The organism is Photobacterium angustum, assembly GCF_002954615.1.
GTDB lineage: Bacteria > Pseudomonadota > Gammaproteobacteria > Enterobacterales > Vibrionaceae > Photobacterium > Photobacterium angustum_A.
Map to the genome: position 1 here is coordinate 744,617 of NZ_MSCJ01000001.1, position 17,824 is coordinate 762,440.

Annotated in this window: 17 protein-coding genes; 13 read left to right on the forward strand and 4 right to left on the reverse strand. The window is 38.8% G+C overall.

The window, feature by feature from the left end; genetic code table 11:
• The first annotated feature begins 8 nt into the window (after positions 1 to 8).
• The 11 genes from fabG (at position 9) to BTO08_RS03205 (ending at position 11,880) form a co-directional block, all read left to right on the forward strand.
• Positions 9 to 743 (forward strand): 3-oxoacyl-ACP reductase FabG, encoded by a 735-nt coding sequence (gene fabG, locus BTO08_RS03155; RefSeq protein ID WP_105059856.1) that lies wholly within the window; start codon positions 9 to 11, stop codon positions 741 to 743.
• A gap of 157 nt (positions 744 to 900) precedes the next feature.
• Positions 901 to 1,134 carry an acyl carrier protein gene (gene acpP, locus BTO08_RS03160; RefSeq protein WP_005368712.1) on the forward strand — a complete coding sequence of 78 codons (234 nt, stop codon included), beginning with the start codon at positions 901 to 903 and terminating at the stop codon, positions 1,132 to 1,134.
• Between the two features lie 88 nt (positions 1,135 to 1,222).
• A complete protein-coding gene (gene fabF, locus BTO08_RS03165; RefSeq protein ID WP_005368709.1) occupies positions 1,223 to 2,461 on the forward strand; it encodes a beta-ketoacyl-ACP synthase II in 1,239 nt (412 codons plus the stop codon).
• Between the two features lie 112 nt (positions 2,462 to 2,573).
• Positions 2,574 to 3,383 (forward strand): aminodeoxychorismate lyase, encoded by an 810-nt coding sequence (gene pabC, locus BTO08_RS03170; RefSeq protein WP_105059857.1) that lies wholly within the window; start codon positions 2,574 to 2,576, stop codon positions 3,381 to 3,383.
• The gene (mltG, locus tag BTO08_RS03175) at positions 3,377 to 4,396 is read left to right on the forward strand and encodes an endolytic transglycosylase MltG (RefSeq protein ID WP_105059858.1); all 1,020 of its coding nucleotides are present in this window, start codon (positions 3,377 to 3,379) and stop codon (positions 4,394 to 4,396) included. Before pabC ends, mltG begins: the two co-directional genes overlap by 7 nt.
• Complete coding sequence (gene tmk, locus BTO08_RS03180; RefSeq protein WP_105059859.1) at positions 4,393 to 5,022, forward strand: dTMP kinase; 630 nt, start codon at positions 4,393 to 4,395, stop codon at positions 5,020 to 5,022. The genes mltG and tmk overlap by 4 nt, the downstream gene beginning before the upstream one ends.
• 1 nt (position 5,023) lies before the next feature.
• A complete protein-coding gene (holB, locus tag BTO08_RS03185) occupies positions 5,024 to 5,986 on the forward strand; it encodes a DNA polymerase III subunit delta' (RefSeq protein ID WP_105059860.1) in 963 nt (320 codons plus the stop codon).
• 56 nt (positions 5,987 to 6,042) lie between these two features.
• Complete coding sequence (locus BTO08_RS03190; protein ID WP_105059861.1) at positions 6,043 to 6,819, forward strand: TatD family hydrolase; 777 nt, start codon at positions 6,043 to 6,045, stop codon at positions 6,817 to 6,819.
• Between the two features lie 612 nt (positions 6,820 to 7,431).
• Positions 7,432 to 8,937: a PTS transporter subunit EIIC gene (locus BTO08_RS03195; protein WP_105059862.1), complete on the forward strand. Its 1,506-nt coding sequence runs from the start codon at positions 7,432 to 7,434 to the stop codon at positions 8,935 to 8,937.
• Between the two features lie 848 nt (positions 8,938 to 9,785).
• The gene (locus BTO08_RS03200) at positions 9,786 to 11,402 is read left to right on the forward strand and encodes a PTS transporter subunit EIIC (RefSeq protein WP_105059863.1); all 1,617 of its coding nucleotides are present in this window, start codon (positions 9,786 to 9,788) and stop codon (positions 11,400 to 11,402) included.
• A 22-nt stretch (positions 11,403 to 11,424) separates the two neighbouring features.
• Complete coding sequence (locus BTO08_RS03205) at positions 11,425 to 11,880, forward strand: RDD family protein (protein ID WP_242446227.1); 456 nt, start codon at positions 11,425 to 11,427, stop codon at positions 11,878 to 11,880.
• A 52-nt stretch (positions 11,881 to 11,932) separates the two neighbouring features.
• Here the strand turns inward: BTO08_RS03205 and BTO08_RS03210 are convergent, their stop codons facing one another.
• The 3 genes from BTO08_RS03210 to BTO08_RS03220 form a co-directional block, all read right to left on the reverse strand.
• Positions 11,933 to 12,832, reverse strand: coding sequence for a lysine exporter LysO family protein (locus BTO08_RS03210; RefSeq protein WP_105059865.1), 900 nt, complete (start codon positions 12,830 to 12,832; stop codon positions 11,933 to 11,935).
• 215 nt (positions 12,833 to 13,047) lie between these two features.
• Complete coding sequence (locus BTO08_RS03215; RefSeq protein ID WP_105059866.1) at positions 13,048 to 13,971, reverse strand: HDOD domain-containing protein; 924 nt, start codon at positions 13,969 to 13,971, stop codon at positions 13,048 to 13,050.
• Positions 13,972 to 14,095: 124 nt separating this feature from the next.
• A complete protein-coding gene (locus BTO08_RS03220; RefSeq protein WP_105059867.1) occupies positions 14,096 to 14,683 on the reverse strand; it encodes an LON peptidase substrate-binding domain-containing protein in 588 nt (195 codons plus the stop codon).
• A gap of 305 nt (positions 14,684 to 14,988) precedes the next feature.
• Between BTO08_RS03220 and BTO08_RS03225 the strand changes: the two genes are divergently transcribed.
• On the forward strand, positions 14,989 to 15,588 hold the full coding sequence (locus BTO08_RS03225) for a TfoX/Sxy family DNA transformation protein (protein WP_105059868.1): 600 nt from the start codon (positions 14,989 to 14,991) through the stop codon (positions 15,586 to 15,588).
• A gap of 88 nt (positions 15,589 to 15,676) precedes the next feature.
• Positions 15,677 to 16,582, forward strand: a complete 906-nt coding sequence (gene dsdC, locus BTO08_RS03230) for a DNA-binding transcriptional regulator DsdC (RefSeq protein WP_105059869.1) — start codon at positions 15,677 to 15,679, stop codon at positions 16,580 to 16,582.
• A gap of 80 nt (positions 16,583 to 16,662) precedes the next feature.
• Here dsdC and BTO08_RS03235 read toward each other — a convergent pair whose 3' ends face one another.
• Positions 16,663 to 17,655, reverse strand: coding sequence for a 2-hydroxyacid dehydrogenase (locus tag BTO08_RS03235; RefSeq protein WP_105059870.1), 993 nt, complete (start codon positions 17,653 to 17,655; stop codon positions 16,663 to 16,665).
• Positions 17,656 to 17,824: the final 169 nt, after the last annotated feature.

The window sequence follows — 17,824 nt, forward strand, 5'->3', positions numbered from 1 at the left end:
GATTTACAATGAGCCTGGAAGGTAAAGTTGCACTAGTTACAGGTGCAAGCCGTGGTATCGGCCGTGCAATTGCTGAAATTTTAGCAGAGCGTGGCGCAACAGTTATTGGTACTGCAACATCTGAAAGTGGTGCTGAAGCTATTAGTGCGTATCTTGGTGACAAAGGTAAAGGTCTCGCTCTAAATGTGACTTCACCTGAGTCTATTGAATCAGTTTTAAAACAGATTAAAGCAGATTTTGGTGATGTTGACATTTTGGTGAACAATGCTGGTATCACTCGTGATAATCTGTTGATGCGCATGAAAGATGATGAATGGCAAGATATCCTTGATACGAACCTAACATCTATCTTCCGCCTTTCTAAAGCGGTACTGCGTGCAATGATGAAAAAACGTAATGGTCGTATTATCAGCATTGGCTCTGTTGTGGGTACTATGGGTAATGCGGGTCAAACGAACTACGCAGCAGCAAAAGCTGGCCTATTAGGTTTCACAAAATCAATGGCACGTGAGGTAGCTTCTCGTGGTATTACTGTTAACGCAGTCGCTCCCGGTTTTATCGAAACTGATATGACCAAAGCGTTAAATGATGACCAACGTGCAGCAACACTTGCAAATGTACCTGCAGGTCGTTTAGGTGATCCGCGTGAAATTGCAGCATCTGTTGCATTTTTAGCCTCGGATGATGCTGCTTACATAACGGGCGAAACGTTGCACGTTAACGGCGGTATGTACATGATTTAATCAAAAGATTTGCAATACTTAATGACGCAAGTCAAACTGATCTAGTTTTATGATAAAATCGTGGTTTGACCAGCACTATGAGTGTTGCAACTTTTGTCGTAATGAATAAACTACAGCAAATCGCATTAGCGAATTCTTGTTAAGGAAATATATTAGTATGAGCAACATCGAAGAACGCGTAAAAAAAATCATCGTTGAGCAACTAGGCGTAGACGAAGCTGAAGTTAAAAACGAATCATCTTTCGTTGACGATCTAGGTGCAGACTCACTAGATACAGTTGAACTAGTAATGGCTCTTGAAGAAGAATTCGATACAGAGATTCCAGACGAAGAAGCTGAAAAAATTACTACTGTTCAAGCTGCAATCGACTACGTAAACAGCGCACAGTAATATAAAAATGAATATATCCAGGCGGTCTTTATGACCGCCTGTTTTTTTTTAATTCCTGTTTTATCCTCAATTCCCGGAGAAATTAATCGTGTCTAAGCGTCGTGTAGTTGTAACTGGCATGGGTATGCTTACCCCGGTTGGTAATTCTGTTGAATCTTCTTGGAAAGCTTTACAGTCTGGCACTAGTGGTATTAGTACTATCCAACATTTTGATGCAAGCGCATTTGCTACTCAATTTGCCGGCATGATCAAAGACTTCAATTGTGAAGATTACATGTCTAAGAAAGATGCTCGCAAAATGGATTTATTCATTCAGTATGGCATTGCGGCTGGCGTACAAGCTTTCAAAGATTCAGGTATTGAAGTTACTGAAGAAAATGCAGCACGCATTGGTGTTGCTATCGGTTCTGGTATTGGTGGTTTAGGTTTAATCGAAGCTGGCCATCAAGCTTTTATGGAAAAAGGTCCGCGCAAAATTAGCCCGTTCTTTGTTCCTTCGACAATTGTAAATATGATTGCAGGCCACATGTCTATCATGCATGGTCTTCGCGGTCCAAACATTGCTATATCTACGGCGTGTACAACAGGCCTTCATAACATTGGCCATGCTGCACGTATGATTGCTTACGGCGATGCTGACGCTATGGTTGCTGGTGGTGCAGAAAAAGCATCGACAGAACTAGGTATGGGCGGCTTTGCTGCTGCTAAAGCGTTATCTACACGTAATGATGATCCTCAAGCGGCTTCTCGTCCATGGGACAAAGATCGCGATGGTTTCGTGTTGGGTGACGGCGCTGGTGTAATTGTATTAGAAGAATACGAACATGCTAAAGCGCGTGGCGCAAAAATTTATGCTGAGCTTGTAGGCTTTGGTATGAGTGGTGACGCTTATCACATGACTTCACCAAGTGCTGATGGTTCAGGTGGTGCGTTAGCGATGGAAGCTTGTATTCGTGATGCGGGCATTAATGCAGACCAAATTGGCTACATTAATGCGCACGGTACATCGACACCTGCTGGTGATGTTGCTGAAACATTAGGTATTAAGCGCGCTATGGGTAGTGCGGTTGACAACGTGATGGTATCTTCGACTAAATCAATGACTGGTCACCTGTTAGGTGCTGCAGGCTCTGTTGAGTCAATCATCACAATTCTAAGCCTTGTTGATCAAGTGGTTCCGCCAACAATTAACTTGGATAATCCAGGTGAAGGTTGTGATCTGGACTATGTTCCAGGTGAAGCACGCCAAGCAAATCTAGAGTACGCATTGTGTAACTCATTTGGTTTCGGCGGTACTAACGGTTCATTATTATTTAAGAAAATGTAGTTACATTTGTCTCTAAATAGCATCAGGAAAATCGCTTAATAACCTGATATGATTAGCAGCCCGATATCTTTGTAGGTATCGGGCTGTTTTTTATCATAAAAAAGGATAATCGATGGCGTTTATTAACAGTCAGAAGCAACGAGAGTTAACAATAACTGATCGTGCTACACAATATGGAGATGGCTGTTTTTCGACAATAGGCGTTAAACAGGGAAAACTGTTGTTATGGCGGTTTCATCTTGATCGTTTACAACAAACGTTGCGTAAATTGGCGATTAATGAACCTGATTGGGATCAAGTATTCTTGCAAGCTGAACAATTCGCGGCGACATTTACAGATCGTGGTGGGGTAAAAATATTAATTAGTCGAGGTTGTGGCGGTCGGGGTTATAGTCCAACGGGTTGCAATGACACGACAGTTATTTTTAGTGCATTCAATTGGCCAGCTCATTATGAGCAATGGCAGAAAAAAGGCATCATATTGGGTGTTTGTCAGCAGCAACTGGGTTACAGTCCAATGCTTGCGGGTATGAAGCACTTAAATCGATTAGAACAGGTGCTTTTAAAACAAGAAGTCGAAAATAATCAATGGTTGGATGCTGTGGTACTCAATACCAATAATCATGTTATTGAAACAACGGCATCTAATATCTTCTGGCGTAAAGGAAATATTGTCTATACGCCTGAATTAACTGGATCGGGAGTTGAGGGTGTAATGCGTCGACACGTCATTACATTGCTTTCAACTTTGCCATATACGTTAGAATTTGGTGATTATTTATTGGCAGATTTGCTTTGTGCCGATGAAGTATTTATAACCAATGCGTTAATGGAGTTAGTGCCAATAAAGGCGATTGACTCTACCTATTATCAAGAACAGTCACTACTCGACGTATTAAAAAAGAGGCTATATACGTGTTAAAGAAGTTGATTCTTATTGTTTTCATTCTTGCTGCAATAGCGGCAGGGGCTGCTGGCTGGGCATATACTCAAGTTAAGAATGAGCTAAATCTGCCCGTTATTAATACTGAGCAGGTAATGTTAACAGTTAAACCAGGGACATCGTTTAGAGGGTTAATTAATCAGCTTGTACAAGATAAAGTGATCAAAGTATCACAATGGACGCGCTGGGTCGGAAAGTTAGATCCATCGTTAACGGATATTAAGGCTGGTACTTACGGTCTAGAGCCAAACAAAACATTGCAAGAAGTGTTGGCATTGATTGCTTCGGGCAAAGAGTTTCAATATTCAATTACCTTGGTTGAAGGTGAGCGTTTTAGTGAATGGCTAAAAAAAATTCAAGCAGCGCCTGAATTAAAGCATGTCAGTGATGGCATGACAGAGCCACAAATTGCGAAAGCGATTGGTATTGATAACGCGAAAATTGAAGGTTACTTATTGCCTGATACTTATCATTACACGGCGGGTACTTCGGATATTGCGGTATTAAAACGTGCTTATCTAGCAATGAACAAAGAGTTAGCGACAGCATGGGAACTACGTGAGAAAGATCTACCTTTAAAAGATCCTTATCAAGTGTTGATCATGGCTTCTATTATTGAAAAAGAAACCGCTGTGCCAACAGAACGAGGTTTGGTTGCGTCTGTATTTATGAATCGTTTGCGTAAAGGGATGCCTTTACAAACCGACCCAACCGTTATTTATGGCATGGGGGATAAATATGACGGTAATATTACTAAAAAAGATCTTAGAACCCCAACCCCTTATAACACCTATACTATCAAAGGGTTACCACCAACACCGATAGCAATGCCAAGTAAAGCGTCGGTATTTGCTGCTGTGGATCCTGATACGAGTAATTACTATTATTTCGTTGCTGACGGTAAAGGTGGGCACAAATTCTCTACAACTTTGGTTGAGCACAACCGTGCGGTTCGTGCATACCTGAAAACATTAAGAAAACAGTCACAATGATCGGTAAATTTATTGTCATCGAAGGCCTAGAAGGGGCCGGTAAAAGTACTGCGATAAAGCAAGTTATCGCGACATTGGCGCAGCATGGTATTCATGACCCTGCATCAACGCGAGAGCCTGGCGGTACACCCTTAGCTGAGCAAATGCGTGCACTGGTTAAAGAAGGGCATCCCGATGAGCCATTAACAGATATGGCTGAATTATTACTGCTATATGCGGCACGTATTCAATTGGTTGATAACGTCATAAAACCTGCATTGAACCAAGGTCAGTGGGTCGTTGGTGATCGTCATGATATGTCATCCCAAGCATACCAAGGAGGCGGTCGTGGTTTTGATAAAGCATTAATGGAAAATTTACGCGATACGATATTGGGTGATTTTCGTCCTGATTTGACGATTTATATGGATATCGATCCTGAACTGGGACTACAACGTGCTCGTGGGCGCGGCGCGTTAGATCGTATTGAACAAATGAATGTCGATTTCTTTCATCGTGCGCGTGCACGTTTCCTTGAATTATCAGAAAATCAGCCAAACGTCATTATTGTCGATGCAAGCCAGAGTTTAGAAAAAGTTACTGAAGATCTACAGTCTGCGCTGAATGCGTGGTTGGAGCAGCAATAACATGTTGTATCCGTGGCAAGAATCGTTATGGCAGAATTGGCAACAGTTGTTAGAACAAAAGCGGCTTCACCATGCCATTTTGTTATTGGCGATAAAAGGCAGTGGCCGTGATGCCCTCGCGCGACAGTTAGCTAAAACCGTTTTGTGTCAAAACAATGAAACAGAGCCATGTGATGTTTGTCATAGCTGTAAATTGTTTGAAGCCAATAGTCATCCTGATTTTCATGTTATTAAGCCTGAACAAGAAGGCAAACAAATTGGCGTTGATGCGGTGCGACAGTGTAACCGTTGGGCAACGGAAACCTCTCACTTAAATGGTCAGCGTGTGATTTTAATTGAACATGCCGATGCAATGGGAGAGGCGGGTTCGAATGCGATTTTAAAAACACTTGAAGAGCCACCGCAAGGTTGTCAGTTTATTCTAACAGCGCAAAGTTTAGATAGTTTATTACCGACTATTGTCAGCCGTTGTAACAAATGGCGTTTACCCATACCTGCTGAAGCAAATGTAAAGCAGTGGGTTGAGCATAAATTAATGCAATCTATTAACGTTGAATCTATTCGACTTAATAGTGGTGCGCCGTTGTCAACGTTAGCGTTTGTTGAAAGTGGTATGAATATTCGTCATGCTAATTTGATCAAAGCTTTTGCCGAGTTTTTACAGCCACCAAATATTGGCATCTATGATGTAACCGCGATGTGTACTGCAGACGGTATTATTACATTAAAATGGCTAAGCTATTTTTTAGTAGACTGTATTAAGTATCAGCAAGGTGTAAGCAATAGTTTTGTGCATAATGAATCTTTAGTGGCAGTACAACAGGTTGCTACACAGGTTCCGAGTGCTTTGTTACTTGAGCAATCAAGAAAAATTAATGCGCTATACCGTAAACTAGAGCAGCATACAGGGTTGAATATTGAGCTGTTAGTTGTAGAGTGGCTAACTGGTTTTATTCAAGATTAAGCGTAGTATTGAGCTTTGTATTGATAGTCATATTCAGAGATAAAAGAGGAATGCCCGTGTTAGTTGATTCACATTGTCATCTCGACAAACTTGATTACGATAAGTTACATACAGGGATTGATGATGTACTTAATAAAGCCAAAGAAAGAGGTGTAGAGTACTTTCTTTCTGTTGGTGTAACGTTGGCCGCTTTTCCTAAAATGATGGAAATGATCGCCCCTTACGAAAATGTTTTTGCTTCTTGTGGTATCCACCCTTTAGATGTTGAGTCTGGCTATAACTACGAACAGTTTAAGGCTTTTGCGCAACATGAAAGAGTCGTGGCTATTGGTGAAACGGGGTTAGATTACCATTACCAACCTGATACGGCAGAGCTTCAACAAGAGATGTTTCGCCAACAGGTTCGCGTCGCGGTTGAATTGAATAAGCCACTTATCATCCATACACGTATGGCACGTGAAGATACAATGCGTATTCTTCGCGAAGAAGGGGCTGAAAAGTGTGGCGGTGTTTTACACTGTTTCACTGAATCGCTTGAAATGGCTTTAGATGCGATTGAACTTGGTTTTTATATTTCGATTTCAGGGATTGTAACATTCAATACAGCCAGCGATCTGAAAAATGTGGTGAGCCAATTACCATTGGATCGTTTGTTAGTCGAAACAGATTCACCGTTCCTTGCGCCAATTCCATACCGAGGAAAGCAAAATCAGCCTGCTTATACACGTGAAGTTGCTCAATACATTGCGTTGCTAAAAGGCGTTTCCGTTGAAGAGGTTGAACAAGCCACTACTGAAAATTTCTTTACGCTATTTTCTTTAGCAAAGAAATAATACTGACGATATTGATTGTAAAAAAGAGAAGCTGTTGCTTCTCTTTTTTTTGGGTGGAAGTGTAGGCGAGGCTAAATATATATAAATCGTTAATTTTAATTATTACAAAAGTAACAAAAGTAACTGAGCCTATATATTCAGCATAAAATGAAATTAATATTGTTTGTACTGATATAAATAAGTGGGGTATTTTCTGTATTGTTAAATATCACAGATCTTTTAATGATGACTATTGGTTAAAATATTGTATCGATCCAGTTTTAAATTTGTCATTTAAACTTAATAAAAAGTGATTTTTCATCTTTATTATCAGCGGTTTATTGCTTTTTCATTAATTAATGTGATCAATGTTCTATATTTTTGATGTTATTTACGTATATTCTAGCGAAATCGGTCAAAAACGCGCAATATTAATATTGGGGGTAATGCTTTCAGGGAATGCTTTAATCAATTTATCATTAGGTGATGTTAAAGATAAATTAATTAAAGTAGACAGCATTTTATATTAAATCCTAATTATACTAATCAAATTAATGAGTTATCAAAGATGTTTCTGTGAGTGTCAATGGCATTCTGCAGTTATGCATTTAGATATATAAAGGGTAAATAATTATGTCGAATGGCAATAAGTCTTCAGCTGAGAAGATCCTTGAAGGGGTTGGCGGAGCAGGAAATATAAAATTCTTCACTTGCTGTGCAACGCGCTTACGTTTTGAATTAAATGATAATTCTATTGTTGATAAAGCAGCATTAGATGCCATTCCTGAAGTAATGGGGTGTATTCCTCAAAGCGGTGAACGCTACCAAATTGTTGTCGGTGGTGGTGTTGCGACTATGCATAGTGCAATACAGCAACTGATTGATCAAGCGGGTAGCGGCACAACAAACACGAATGAAGCGAAAGCTGATAATGCATCAAATGATGATATCAAAGCTTCTATGCGATCTAGTGGTGTACGTGGGAAAGTCGCGTGGGTTGATGGCTTTTTTGAATACCTTTCAGATTCGTTCCGTCCAATTTTAGGTATTTTATTAGGTGCGTCGTTAATTATTGCGCTTTGTGCAGTATTAGATGCTCTTCATATTGTTGATTTTAGGGGTGATAAGGCTGCTGGTTGGGTTTTTGTTGACTCAATGTGGCACTCAGTATTTTACTTCTTGCCGATTATGGTTGCTTATAACGCCTCTAAAAAACTGAAGGTTGATCCTTGGTTGGGTGCTGCAATCATGGGCGCTCTAATGACGCCTGATTTTCAAAAACTAACCTCACTTGCATCAACAACATCGATTAAAGATACGACCTTAGGGACTGTTTCTCATGTTGCTCATGTGTTTGGTTTACCAATGCAGCTTAATGATTACTCTGGTAATGTGTTCGTACCGTTAATCATGGTCGCTATTCTGGCCTTAGTGTATCGTTTTTTAAAGAAAATCATTCCTGATAACCTACACATGGTGTTTGTGCCTTTCCTTTCTTTGATCATCATGGTTCCGCTAACAGCGTTCTTGATTGGTCCATTAGGCGTATGGATTGGTACGTATTTAGGTATTGGTTTAGCGTGGTTAAATACGCATGCACCATTTGTGTTCGCGATTCTAATTCCATTACTGTACCCATTCCTTGTACCGTTAGGTCTTCACTGGCCTCTTAACGCCTTAATGTTGATGAATATTCAAACATTAGGTTATGACTTCATTCAAGGCCCTATGGGTGTTTGGAACTTTGCATGTTTCGGTGCAACAGCGGGTGTACTATTAATTTCACTACGTGAGAAAGATAAAACCATGCGCCAAACAGCTTCTGGTGCGTTAGCTGCGGGTTTATTCGGTGGTATTTCTGAACCTTCACTATACGGTATCCACTTACGCTTTAAGAAAGTATACCCACGTTTACTTGCAGGCTGTTTAGCTGGTGGTGTTACGCTAGCCATTCTTAGTTCTATGTATGGAAGTGTTAAAACTCAAGCATTTGCATTTACATCGCTACTGACTATTCCTGTATTCCACCCAATGTGGATATATGCAGTATCTATTGCTGTTGCCTTCGTTGTGCCAATGCTACTTATTTTCTTCTTTGACTATCGTACAGCAGAAGAGAAAGTGGCTCATAAAGAATAAGTTTAAGCTTATTCGCTGAAAGCTCATAATCCCGTAACAAAAGTTACGGGATTTTTTTGTCTTAACCGTTTTGAAATAACTGGTTATGATACGGTGTTATTTCATTTAAATTTAAATTTGTTACAACGACCTGCATTTGAAATCGCTTAGCTATAGAGTGGGCAGCATATCAAAAACAAGAACCTCTCTAGTATCAACAACACTGGTATTTTTCTCATTTACATCACTTTTAATAAAAAGAATTATTTATTCTTATTTTTAATTTATAAATTATTATATGGCGCTGTTTTAATTAGAATATAGATATGAAAGACTCAATCCATATTAACTTACTCTAACGATAAATAGTTTTATTAACTTAACGAATGTTACATTGGTTACATAAGTTACTTTTTAGAGATTTATTTATTAATTTTAATAGGTTTCATTATTTTTAAGTTGTTTGTTATCAATTACTTGCGTGTTTGTTTCTGCTTTTTGATATATTTGTTTCGATGTGATCCCCATTATATATTCTGAATCTTTCATCACTATCTATTAGTAAATATGACAATCATCAAGTTATATTAATTATCGAAATTTATACTTACTGCCGAAATAACAAGGAATGAATACTAACATTATGACTACGGGGGTATGTCGTTAGTGTTTATGTTATTTCAGGTAAATATAGTACTCAGGAGCTAAATGTTCACTATCACAATCAATTACCTCGGTAATTTGAGCTTGTCTCGTGTGAGTGTTCATTACTACGCTTATTGAAGTAATAAAAATAATGGTTACAAAGACAAACAAAGTCTTAATTATTTTTGATACAAGTTTAGATCCCATATCGAGGAGATAAGGTAATGAAAGCCTTCTTTAGTAAACTATCGCAAGCTGTGATGCTGCCGATAGCGCTACTACCAGCTGCAGGTATTATGCTAGGTCTTGGTGGTAGTTTTACCAACCAGAGTATGATTGATGCATACAATATTGGTATTTTGCAAGACGGAACACTTTTAAATAGTTTTCTACAGGTTATGACCGCTGCAGGCGGTATCGTTTTTGCAAATTTACCTTTAATGTTCGCGCTTGCGATTGCTATCGGTTTTGCTCGTGCTGAAAAAGGCGCAGCGGCATTAGCAGCAACGATTTCTTACTTAGTAATGAATGTTGCGATTGCGAAAACGCTATCTGTTGCTGGCATGGTTGATACAACAAATAACACTGTAATCCTAATGGGCAACCATTATGCGGGGGTGTTAGCTGATGTGTTAGGTATTCACAACACACTAAGTATGGGTGTATTCGGTGGCCTTATCGCTGGTGGTATTACCGTTGTTCTTCATAACAAATACCATGATGTTAAGCTTCCTGAGTTCTTAGGTTTCTTTGGTGGTGCACGTTTCGTTCCTATCGTTAGTGCGTTCTCTGCATTATTCTACGGTATTGCGCTTGTATTCATTTGGCCTTACATCGGTGCAGCATTTGGTTCTATCGGGGCAACATTAGGTGAAATGACGGCATCTGGTCACGGTTATATTGCTTCTTTCATCTTCGGAATTATTGAACGTGCGCTTATCCCTGTTGGTCTACACCACGTATTCTATCTTCCTTTATGGCAGACAGAGATTGGCGGTACTGCTGAAATTGCGGGTCATGTTTATAAAGGGACACAAAATATCTTCTTTGGCTCTTTAGCTAACGGTGATTACTCTCAATTCTCTTCCACTAACTTCATGACAGGTAAATTCCCATTCATGATGTTTGGTCTACCTGCAGCTGCATACGCAATGTACACATTGGCAGATAAAGAGAATAAGAAAGAAGTTGGTGGTCTATTGTTCTCTGTTGCGCTAACAGCGTTCCTAACAGGTATTACAGAGCCGATTGAATTTACATTCCTATTCTTATCTGCACCGCTTTACTACTTTATTCACGTGCCACTAGCAGGTCTATCATTCATGATTATGGACTTACTAAACGTGAAAGTTGGTATGACGTTCAGTGGTGGTTTTATTGACTTCGCACTATTCGGTATGCTTCCTGGCCTAACCGGAACTGAAAACCACTGGTACTACATTCCACTACTAGGGTTAATTTATGGTCCTGTATACTTCTTGTTATTCCGCTGGTTTATTCTGAAGTTTGATATCAAGACACCGGGTCGTAAAGGAAGCGCTGTTGCGGTTGTACGTAAGAAAGATTACCAAGCAGCAAAAGCGAGTGGTTCTGATGACAGCCAAATCGATGAAATGATTGAAGCATTAGGTGGTAAAGACAACATTGTTGATGTTGATGCATGTATTACACGTCTACGTATCACTGTTAAAGACGGTGAGCTTGTTAAAGATAATAAATACTGGACTGAGAACTTAGGTGCTAAAGGTTTAGTAAAAGTCGGTGGTACGGGTATCCAAGCTATCTACGGTGCGCAAGCGGCTGGATTTAAAGCTCAAATCAATTCAAAACTTGGTAAATAATTAGGCAATGAGCAGCTTTTCATTGAAATACAGACGTGTCGGTACATTTATGATTGATATGGCTATCGTGCAGATGTTTGCAATGATCGTCAAAGATATCTTCCTTGGTATGGTTGGTTATATTACCAATGGTGCAGGAGTATCGTTATCATTTAACGATACGATGGCGCTACCAGTATTGTTACTGTTAATTATCGGCATCATGGCTTTATTTATTGGTGTCTTTATGGGGTATCACTGGTTGTGTTATCGGTTACTCGGCACTTCACTATCACGTGCTTTGTTAAGTGTGAAAGTGATATCTAGCGATGATGAGCTGCTGACAAAGCAACGTTATTTAAAGCGTGAGTTTGATAAGATTTATCTATGTATTGCCACATTAGGGTTATACCCCCTCTATGCTGGTGTGCAATATCTTACGTTTACCAATCCACCTTGGCATGACAAAAAAAATCATACAACAGTGGTAGAACGATAAATAAAAACCGCAGTGAAAACTGCGGTTTTTTTATCACTTCTTTTTATCACAGTTATAGCGATAAGAAGAATAAAATGAAAACGGGGACTAACAGGCTAAGAATAAAACCACTGACAATGGCGATCGGTACACAGCGTACTCCTCCTGTACTTTGAATTACAGGTAGGGTGAAATCCATAGCCGTTGCCCCAGCATAACCAATAGCTGTATTGGGATAACGGTGGATAAGTAACGGGATTAATATTAGCGCAAGTATTTCTCGCAATAACTCGTTTAAAAATGCAGCGCCACCAAATACACTACCTAAGCCGTCGCCAATTAAAATACCCGCGAGAGAATACCAGCCAAAACCTGATGCCATAGCTAAGCCATGATTAAGTGGGATACCTAGAATAAGTGCTGCGATGATCCCGCCTAAAAAAGATGTGCTAATAATAACCGCAGCTATAATCATCCCTTTTTTATTGAGCACTATTTGTTTTAAGGTCATACCGCTATTACGTAATTGGATGCCAATAAAAAACAGTAATAGTAATAAAATAGCTTCACTAGCTTGATCAACCCATGATAAATCGACATTGAGTAATAGACCTACGATTAACCCTGCTGCAACAACAAAAACCAATTTAACCGATTCCATCATCATTTTTGCCATCGGTAAATGATGGTGTCCATCAATCGTTTGTGTTGGCCATAAACGGTCTAAAAAAGGGAGTGCAGCAAGGTTACATACACTGATTGAGATGAAAAATGTCATGGTGTAGATAAGGATTTGGTTTAAGTTTTGGCTGAGATTATCTAGCGCAGCTAAGCTTAATCCCATTAATGTCAAAATCACCAAGACTAAGCGGCTAGTTTGAGCATTAATAAAATCGAGGTGCTTCTTATTATGAATAGGGATGAGGTAGCCAATAATAAGCGGCAAAAAGATAAGTAAAATCCCAGACAACATATTAGTCCTTAAATATATTCAGAGGGTTAGTGATTTATTTGCTAGAGGATTTGGTTAAATGACACAAAGTAACCAGCAATAATGAATTCATTTATTTATATTTTTAACAGAAAGTTAATGTAGCACAGCGATAAAGAAGGAGTATATAGGCAAGTGGGGGCTTATAGATGGGTGTTTCCCCTTCTTTTTAAGTAAGAAAAAAGAAGGGGATTAGGTCAGAATCCACTTTCACGAACGATGTTTTTCACTCGTTGATTAAATTCGTGAGCGGGTAAGTTAGTCAATTCATACATGACTTCAGCTCCTACAAGGTCGAGCTCAACATCATTTTCGTCGATAGCATCATCGTTATTTTTAAACAACAATAAGTGGTGTGCCATACGAGCGATATCAAGATAACTTAACGTATCGTTATTGTTTCCATAAGGCTGTCGTTTATTAGAGGCGATTTCAAGATAATCATTATCAAATCCCCACTCTTTTAATACGATCAAACTTGTTTTCATACAGGTTTCTTTGAAAATATATTTGGCAATATCGATATCGAGGTAATTATCGTTTTCAATATAATTTAGATATTCGTAGATTAAACTAAAGACGCCAATATCAGCCAGTAAGCCTGTTAATAGAGCTTTTTCTGGTTCTATTTTTAAAGGTTTTTCACTGTGTTTTATTAAGCTTTGACAAATCAGAGCCATCGTACCTGCAAATTGACGTGAGCGAATCGCACTTTGACTGAGCAGCTGATTACACGCGAGGTTTTCAGTTTTTACGTTTCGTAATTCAGCAACTGCTTGCGCGGTGGCGATATCACGTACCCGCAACAACCCAAGACGAGAGACCGCAGTTAGAAGATCGTTACAGACAACATTACGGCGGTTAAATATTACCGTATTAGAGGTTCGAATAATCGTTGCGGTTAAGGCGGGATCATCAAGTAGTAAATCAGCCACGTCATGAATGGTGCTTTCGTCATCATTACATAATTGATGTAGCTTCATTAACACATCAGGTATAGGAGGAAGCTCCAGCTTATTTTGCTGCGCAGATTGTTTTACTAAGTTGCAAAACTCAGATTCCAACGCTTTTATTTGATGATCACGGCTATGTTTTAACCAAAAAAAAGATAAATGCGACATGTAAAACTAATCTTATAAAATAATAATCAAATTCTATCGTTTCATGGCGTTATCGAGTAGTTTGTCACGTAATTTATTTGAAGTGAGTAGGCTATAAAATTAAAAATAAATGATGTTAATCCCACTAATGGTTTAAATTTTTATCTTGAAGTAATTTTATTAAAAAACGAATGGCCAGATTGGGCGTTTTTTGATGAATCAGCATTTGCTTATATTTTACTTCTATCGGTAGTACTTCTAACCAACGTTGACAGACCCACGTCATATCATCAAACAATGGGGCAGGATATAAATCGCCCATTTCTGGTTGAGAAGAATAAAGTTGCTTTAATCGATGGGCTAAACACTGGTTACTCGTTGTCGTCTGAGAGGGAGGCCAAGTGTTAAAGGGCATACATTCGGCAATTAAAAGTTTATCATCATCAATCTTAATTTTTTCTATTTTTAGAAGATCGATACCTTCTACCGTAATACCCAATAAATCGCCCTCGAGTAGGTTGAAGTCTATGATCTTAACGTGAGTACTTAATGCAGGAACATCTTTAACTTCGCTGTGCTCACGTTCGCTATCTATCATTGCCATTACAAACCCTTTTTTAGAAATAAGGGCTTCTTTCACCATACGAATATGACGAGCTTGTGCAATTTTCAGTTGAGTTCTTCCATTGGGAAGAATGTGGTTTGCATATGGGAACAATGGAATTTTTTTCATAGCTCCAGCGTATACTCTTTTTACTGTAATTATCTTAAAGATAGTCGGCACTGATAATAATGATGATAGATATGCAATTCATTATTGATTCTTGCGTGATAAATGCTGCAAATCTAGTTTGATTACATTAATTTGCGACAAAAAATATGCGAGTAATCTCATCTTTGACTGCTGCTTATTTAATCTATAACACTTAAGAGCATACAATTGCTTTGTCGAATAATTAACAATCTAATCTATTGTTTGGCTAGGTTATTTGACGTGTTTGGAATAATTGATTATTACCGCATTATGGAGAATTAGTTGTGACATCACCAAAGGAAGATTATTTAAATTATTTAAACAAATTTGGAGAACAAGAAAAGCGGTCCATGTTTGGTGGAACCGGAGTATTTATAGACGGTGCGATGTTTGCGATTGTTACACCAGCTTCTATGTATATTCGAGGTGGCGAGAAACTGGATCCAGAGTTAATAAAATTAGGTTGTGCGAAATTTAAACATATAAAGAAAAGCAAAACGGCAACAGTTAATTATTACGAAATAAGAGATCTTTTAGAAAAAGATCCGCAGGTTTGTAATCAATTAGTAGCTAAATCGATTGAGTTTTCATGTAAAGATAAGGCATTTAAACAGTCTGGTGCGAATAAACGTTTACGTGATCTACCCAATATGCGATTAACGCTTGAAAGAATGGTAAAACGAACGGGTGTATTAGATGTACCTACTTTTCTTGAGTTGGGGGCTGTTAATGTTTATCGCAAAGTATGCGAACACCATGGAGAAGAAGTCAATCGTAATTTGTTATGGATTTTTGCAGGTGCAGTCAAAGGATGTCACTGGCAATTATTAACTGACGAGTATAAATCAGGCTTGCTTGAGCAATACCGCAGTACAACTAATTAATTGACGCTATTCGGGGAGTAGCATTTATAGCTGAGCCCCGATCATTTTCTTGTTATGCTTGCTACTAGATTCTTAATGTGGCGGTATTATGCAACTTTCTAACCTTTCTGGTTCTGTACTTTCAGGTTTACACTGCTTTCTTATAGCAGCAGAACAAATGAGCTTCACACGTGCTGCTGAAGTTTTATTTTTAACTCAAAGTGCGGTTAGCCATAAAATCAAAAACCTTGAAGAAGCATTAGGCGTCCAGCTCTTTATTCGTCAGCCCCGCAAGCTCATCCTCACTGATGAAGGATTTCGTTTAAAACAAGTTCTAGCTGCTAACTTTGGCGATATTGCACACGAAATACGTGATTTGAAAAATGTTGAGCTAAGTGGCGATATAAATATTTCTGTACCGCCAACGTTTGCTCAAACGTGGTTATTACCCCGCTTAAAATCCTTTATAGATCTTTATCCCATGCTACGTATTCATTTACGAACCCGTAATGAACTTGTTGATTTTCAAACGGAAAGTTTTGATTGCGCCATTTATTTTGGTAAAGGGGAATATCAAGGTTTGCATTCGTGTAAATTAATGGATGAAGCGATGCAGCCAGTGTGTAGCCATGATTATGCTATCGCAAATGACCTTTATGATAACCCTGAAGGCTTAATGCAATGTTTATTGCTCCATGATGCCGCACCGTGGGCAAGGGCAGGGCGAAATGATGAATGGCAGCTATGGGCAGAGCAATATGGTACGAAATTACCTGAATCGGAATGTACATTTGATCGTTCTGATTTAGCTTTACAAGCGGCTGAGTGTGGGATTGGTGTTGCAATCGGGAGGCACTCATTTATTGCTGAAAGGTTAGTGGAAAAACGGCTAGTTACACCTTTTGATATGATGGCACCCTCACCTTTTAGTTATTATGTCGTGTGTCGACATAACATGCAAAATACCCCTAAAATAAAAGCTTTTAGTGATTGGCTATTCAGTGAGATTGGTTAAGATCCGCTGAATGTTATTTATTAAAATCAATTTGATAAATAAAAATGCCGCTAAATTTTTATATTTAGCGGCTTTATTTATTAATCTAGCACTTCATTTCCTGATACTTTACCTTGATCAAAATCAGACAGATTTTGCAGCGTAGTTTCAGCAATATTGCCCAAAGCTTCTTCTGTTAAAAAGGCTTGGTGTCCAGTGAAAAGTACGTTGTGACAGGATGATAAACGACGGAATACATCATCTTGGATCACATCATTAGACTTATCTTGGAAGAACAAATCCTTTTCATTTTCATATACATCGACACCTAATGCACCGATACGTTGTGATTTTAACGCTTCAATAGCATCACTCGATTTAATTAAACCACCACGGCTGGTGTTAATGATCATTACACCATCTTTCATTTTGTCAAAGGCGTGTTGATTTAACATATGATAGTTTTCCTTCGACATCGGACAGTGCAGAGTAATAACATCCGATAAACGATAGATTTCATCAAGGCTAGTATAAGTTACCCCTAATTCAATCGCAGCAGGATTTGGGTATGGGTCAAAGGCAAGAATATTCATGCCAAACCCTTTTAAAATACGAATTGTCGCTAAGCCAATTTTACCCGTACCCACAACACCAACGGTTTTACCGTGGAAGTTATAGCCAGTTAGGCCATCAAGCGAGAAATTTGCATCACGCGTGCGTTGGTAAGCACGATGAATATGGCGATTCAGGCTCAACATTAAGCCTAAGGTATGCTCTGCAATAGACTCGGGTGAATAAGCAGGAACACGTACAATTTGTAGCCCTAACTTTTTGGCTTCCTCTAAATCAACAAGATCGTAGCCGGCACAGCGCATTGCAATGACTTTAACCCCTTGCTTGGCTAAACACTTTAAGACAGGCGCACTAAGATCATCATTAACAAATGCACAAACGGCATCAAACCCTTCACCCATTTTCGCTGTTTGTAGATTCAGCGGGAAATCGAAGTAAGTAATATCATGATTAAAGGATTTGTTTACTTTAGAAAAAGATTCTTGGTCGTACTTTTTTGAGCTAAATAGAGCTATTTTCATAAGACTAAATTACCTTATTTATTCATTGTTATATTCTGTACTGTCAATACCATATCAAAATACTCTGGTATTGATAGAGAAAGTATTAAAAATAGACATTGCAAACTTGATCTGATTTCTTCGTTATCAGTGAGTTCTAGTTGACGTCAGGCCTTTAAAAAGTTGATGA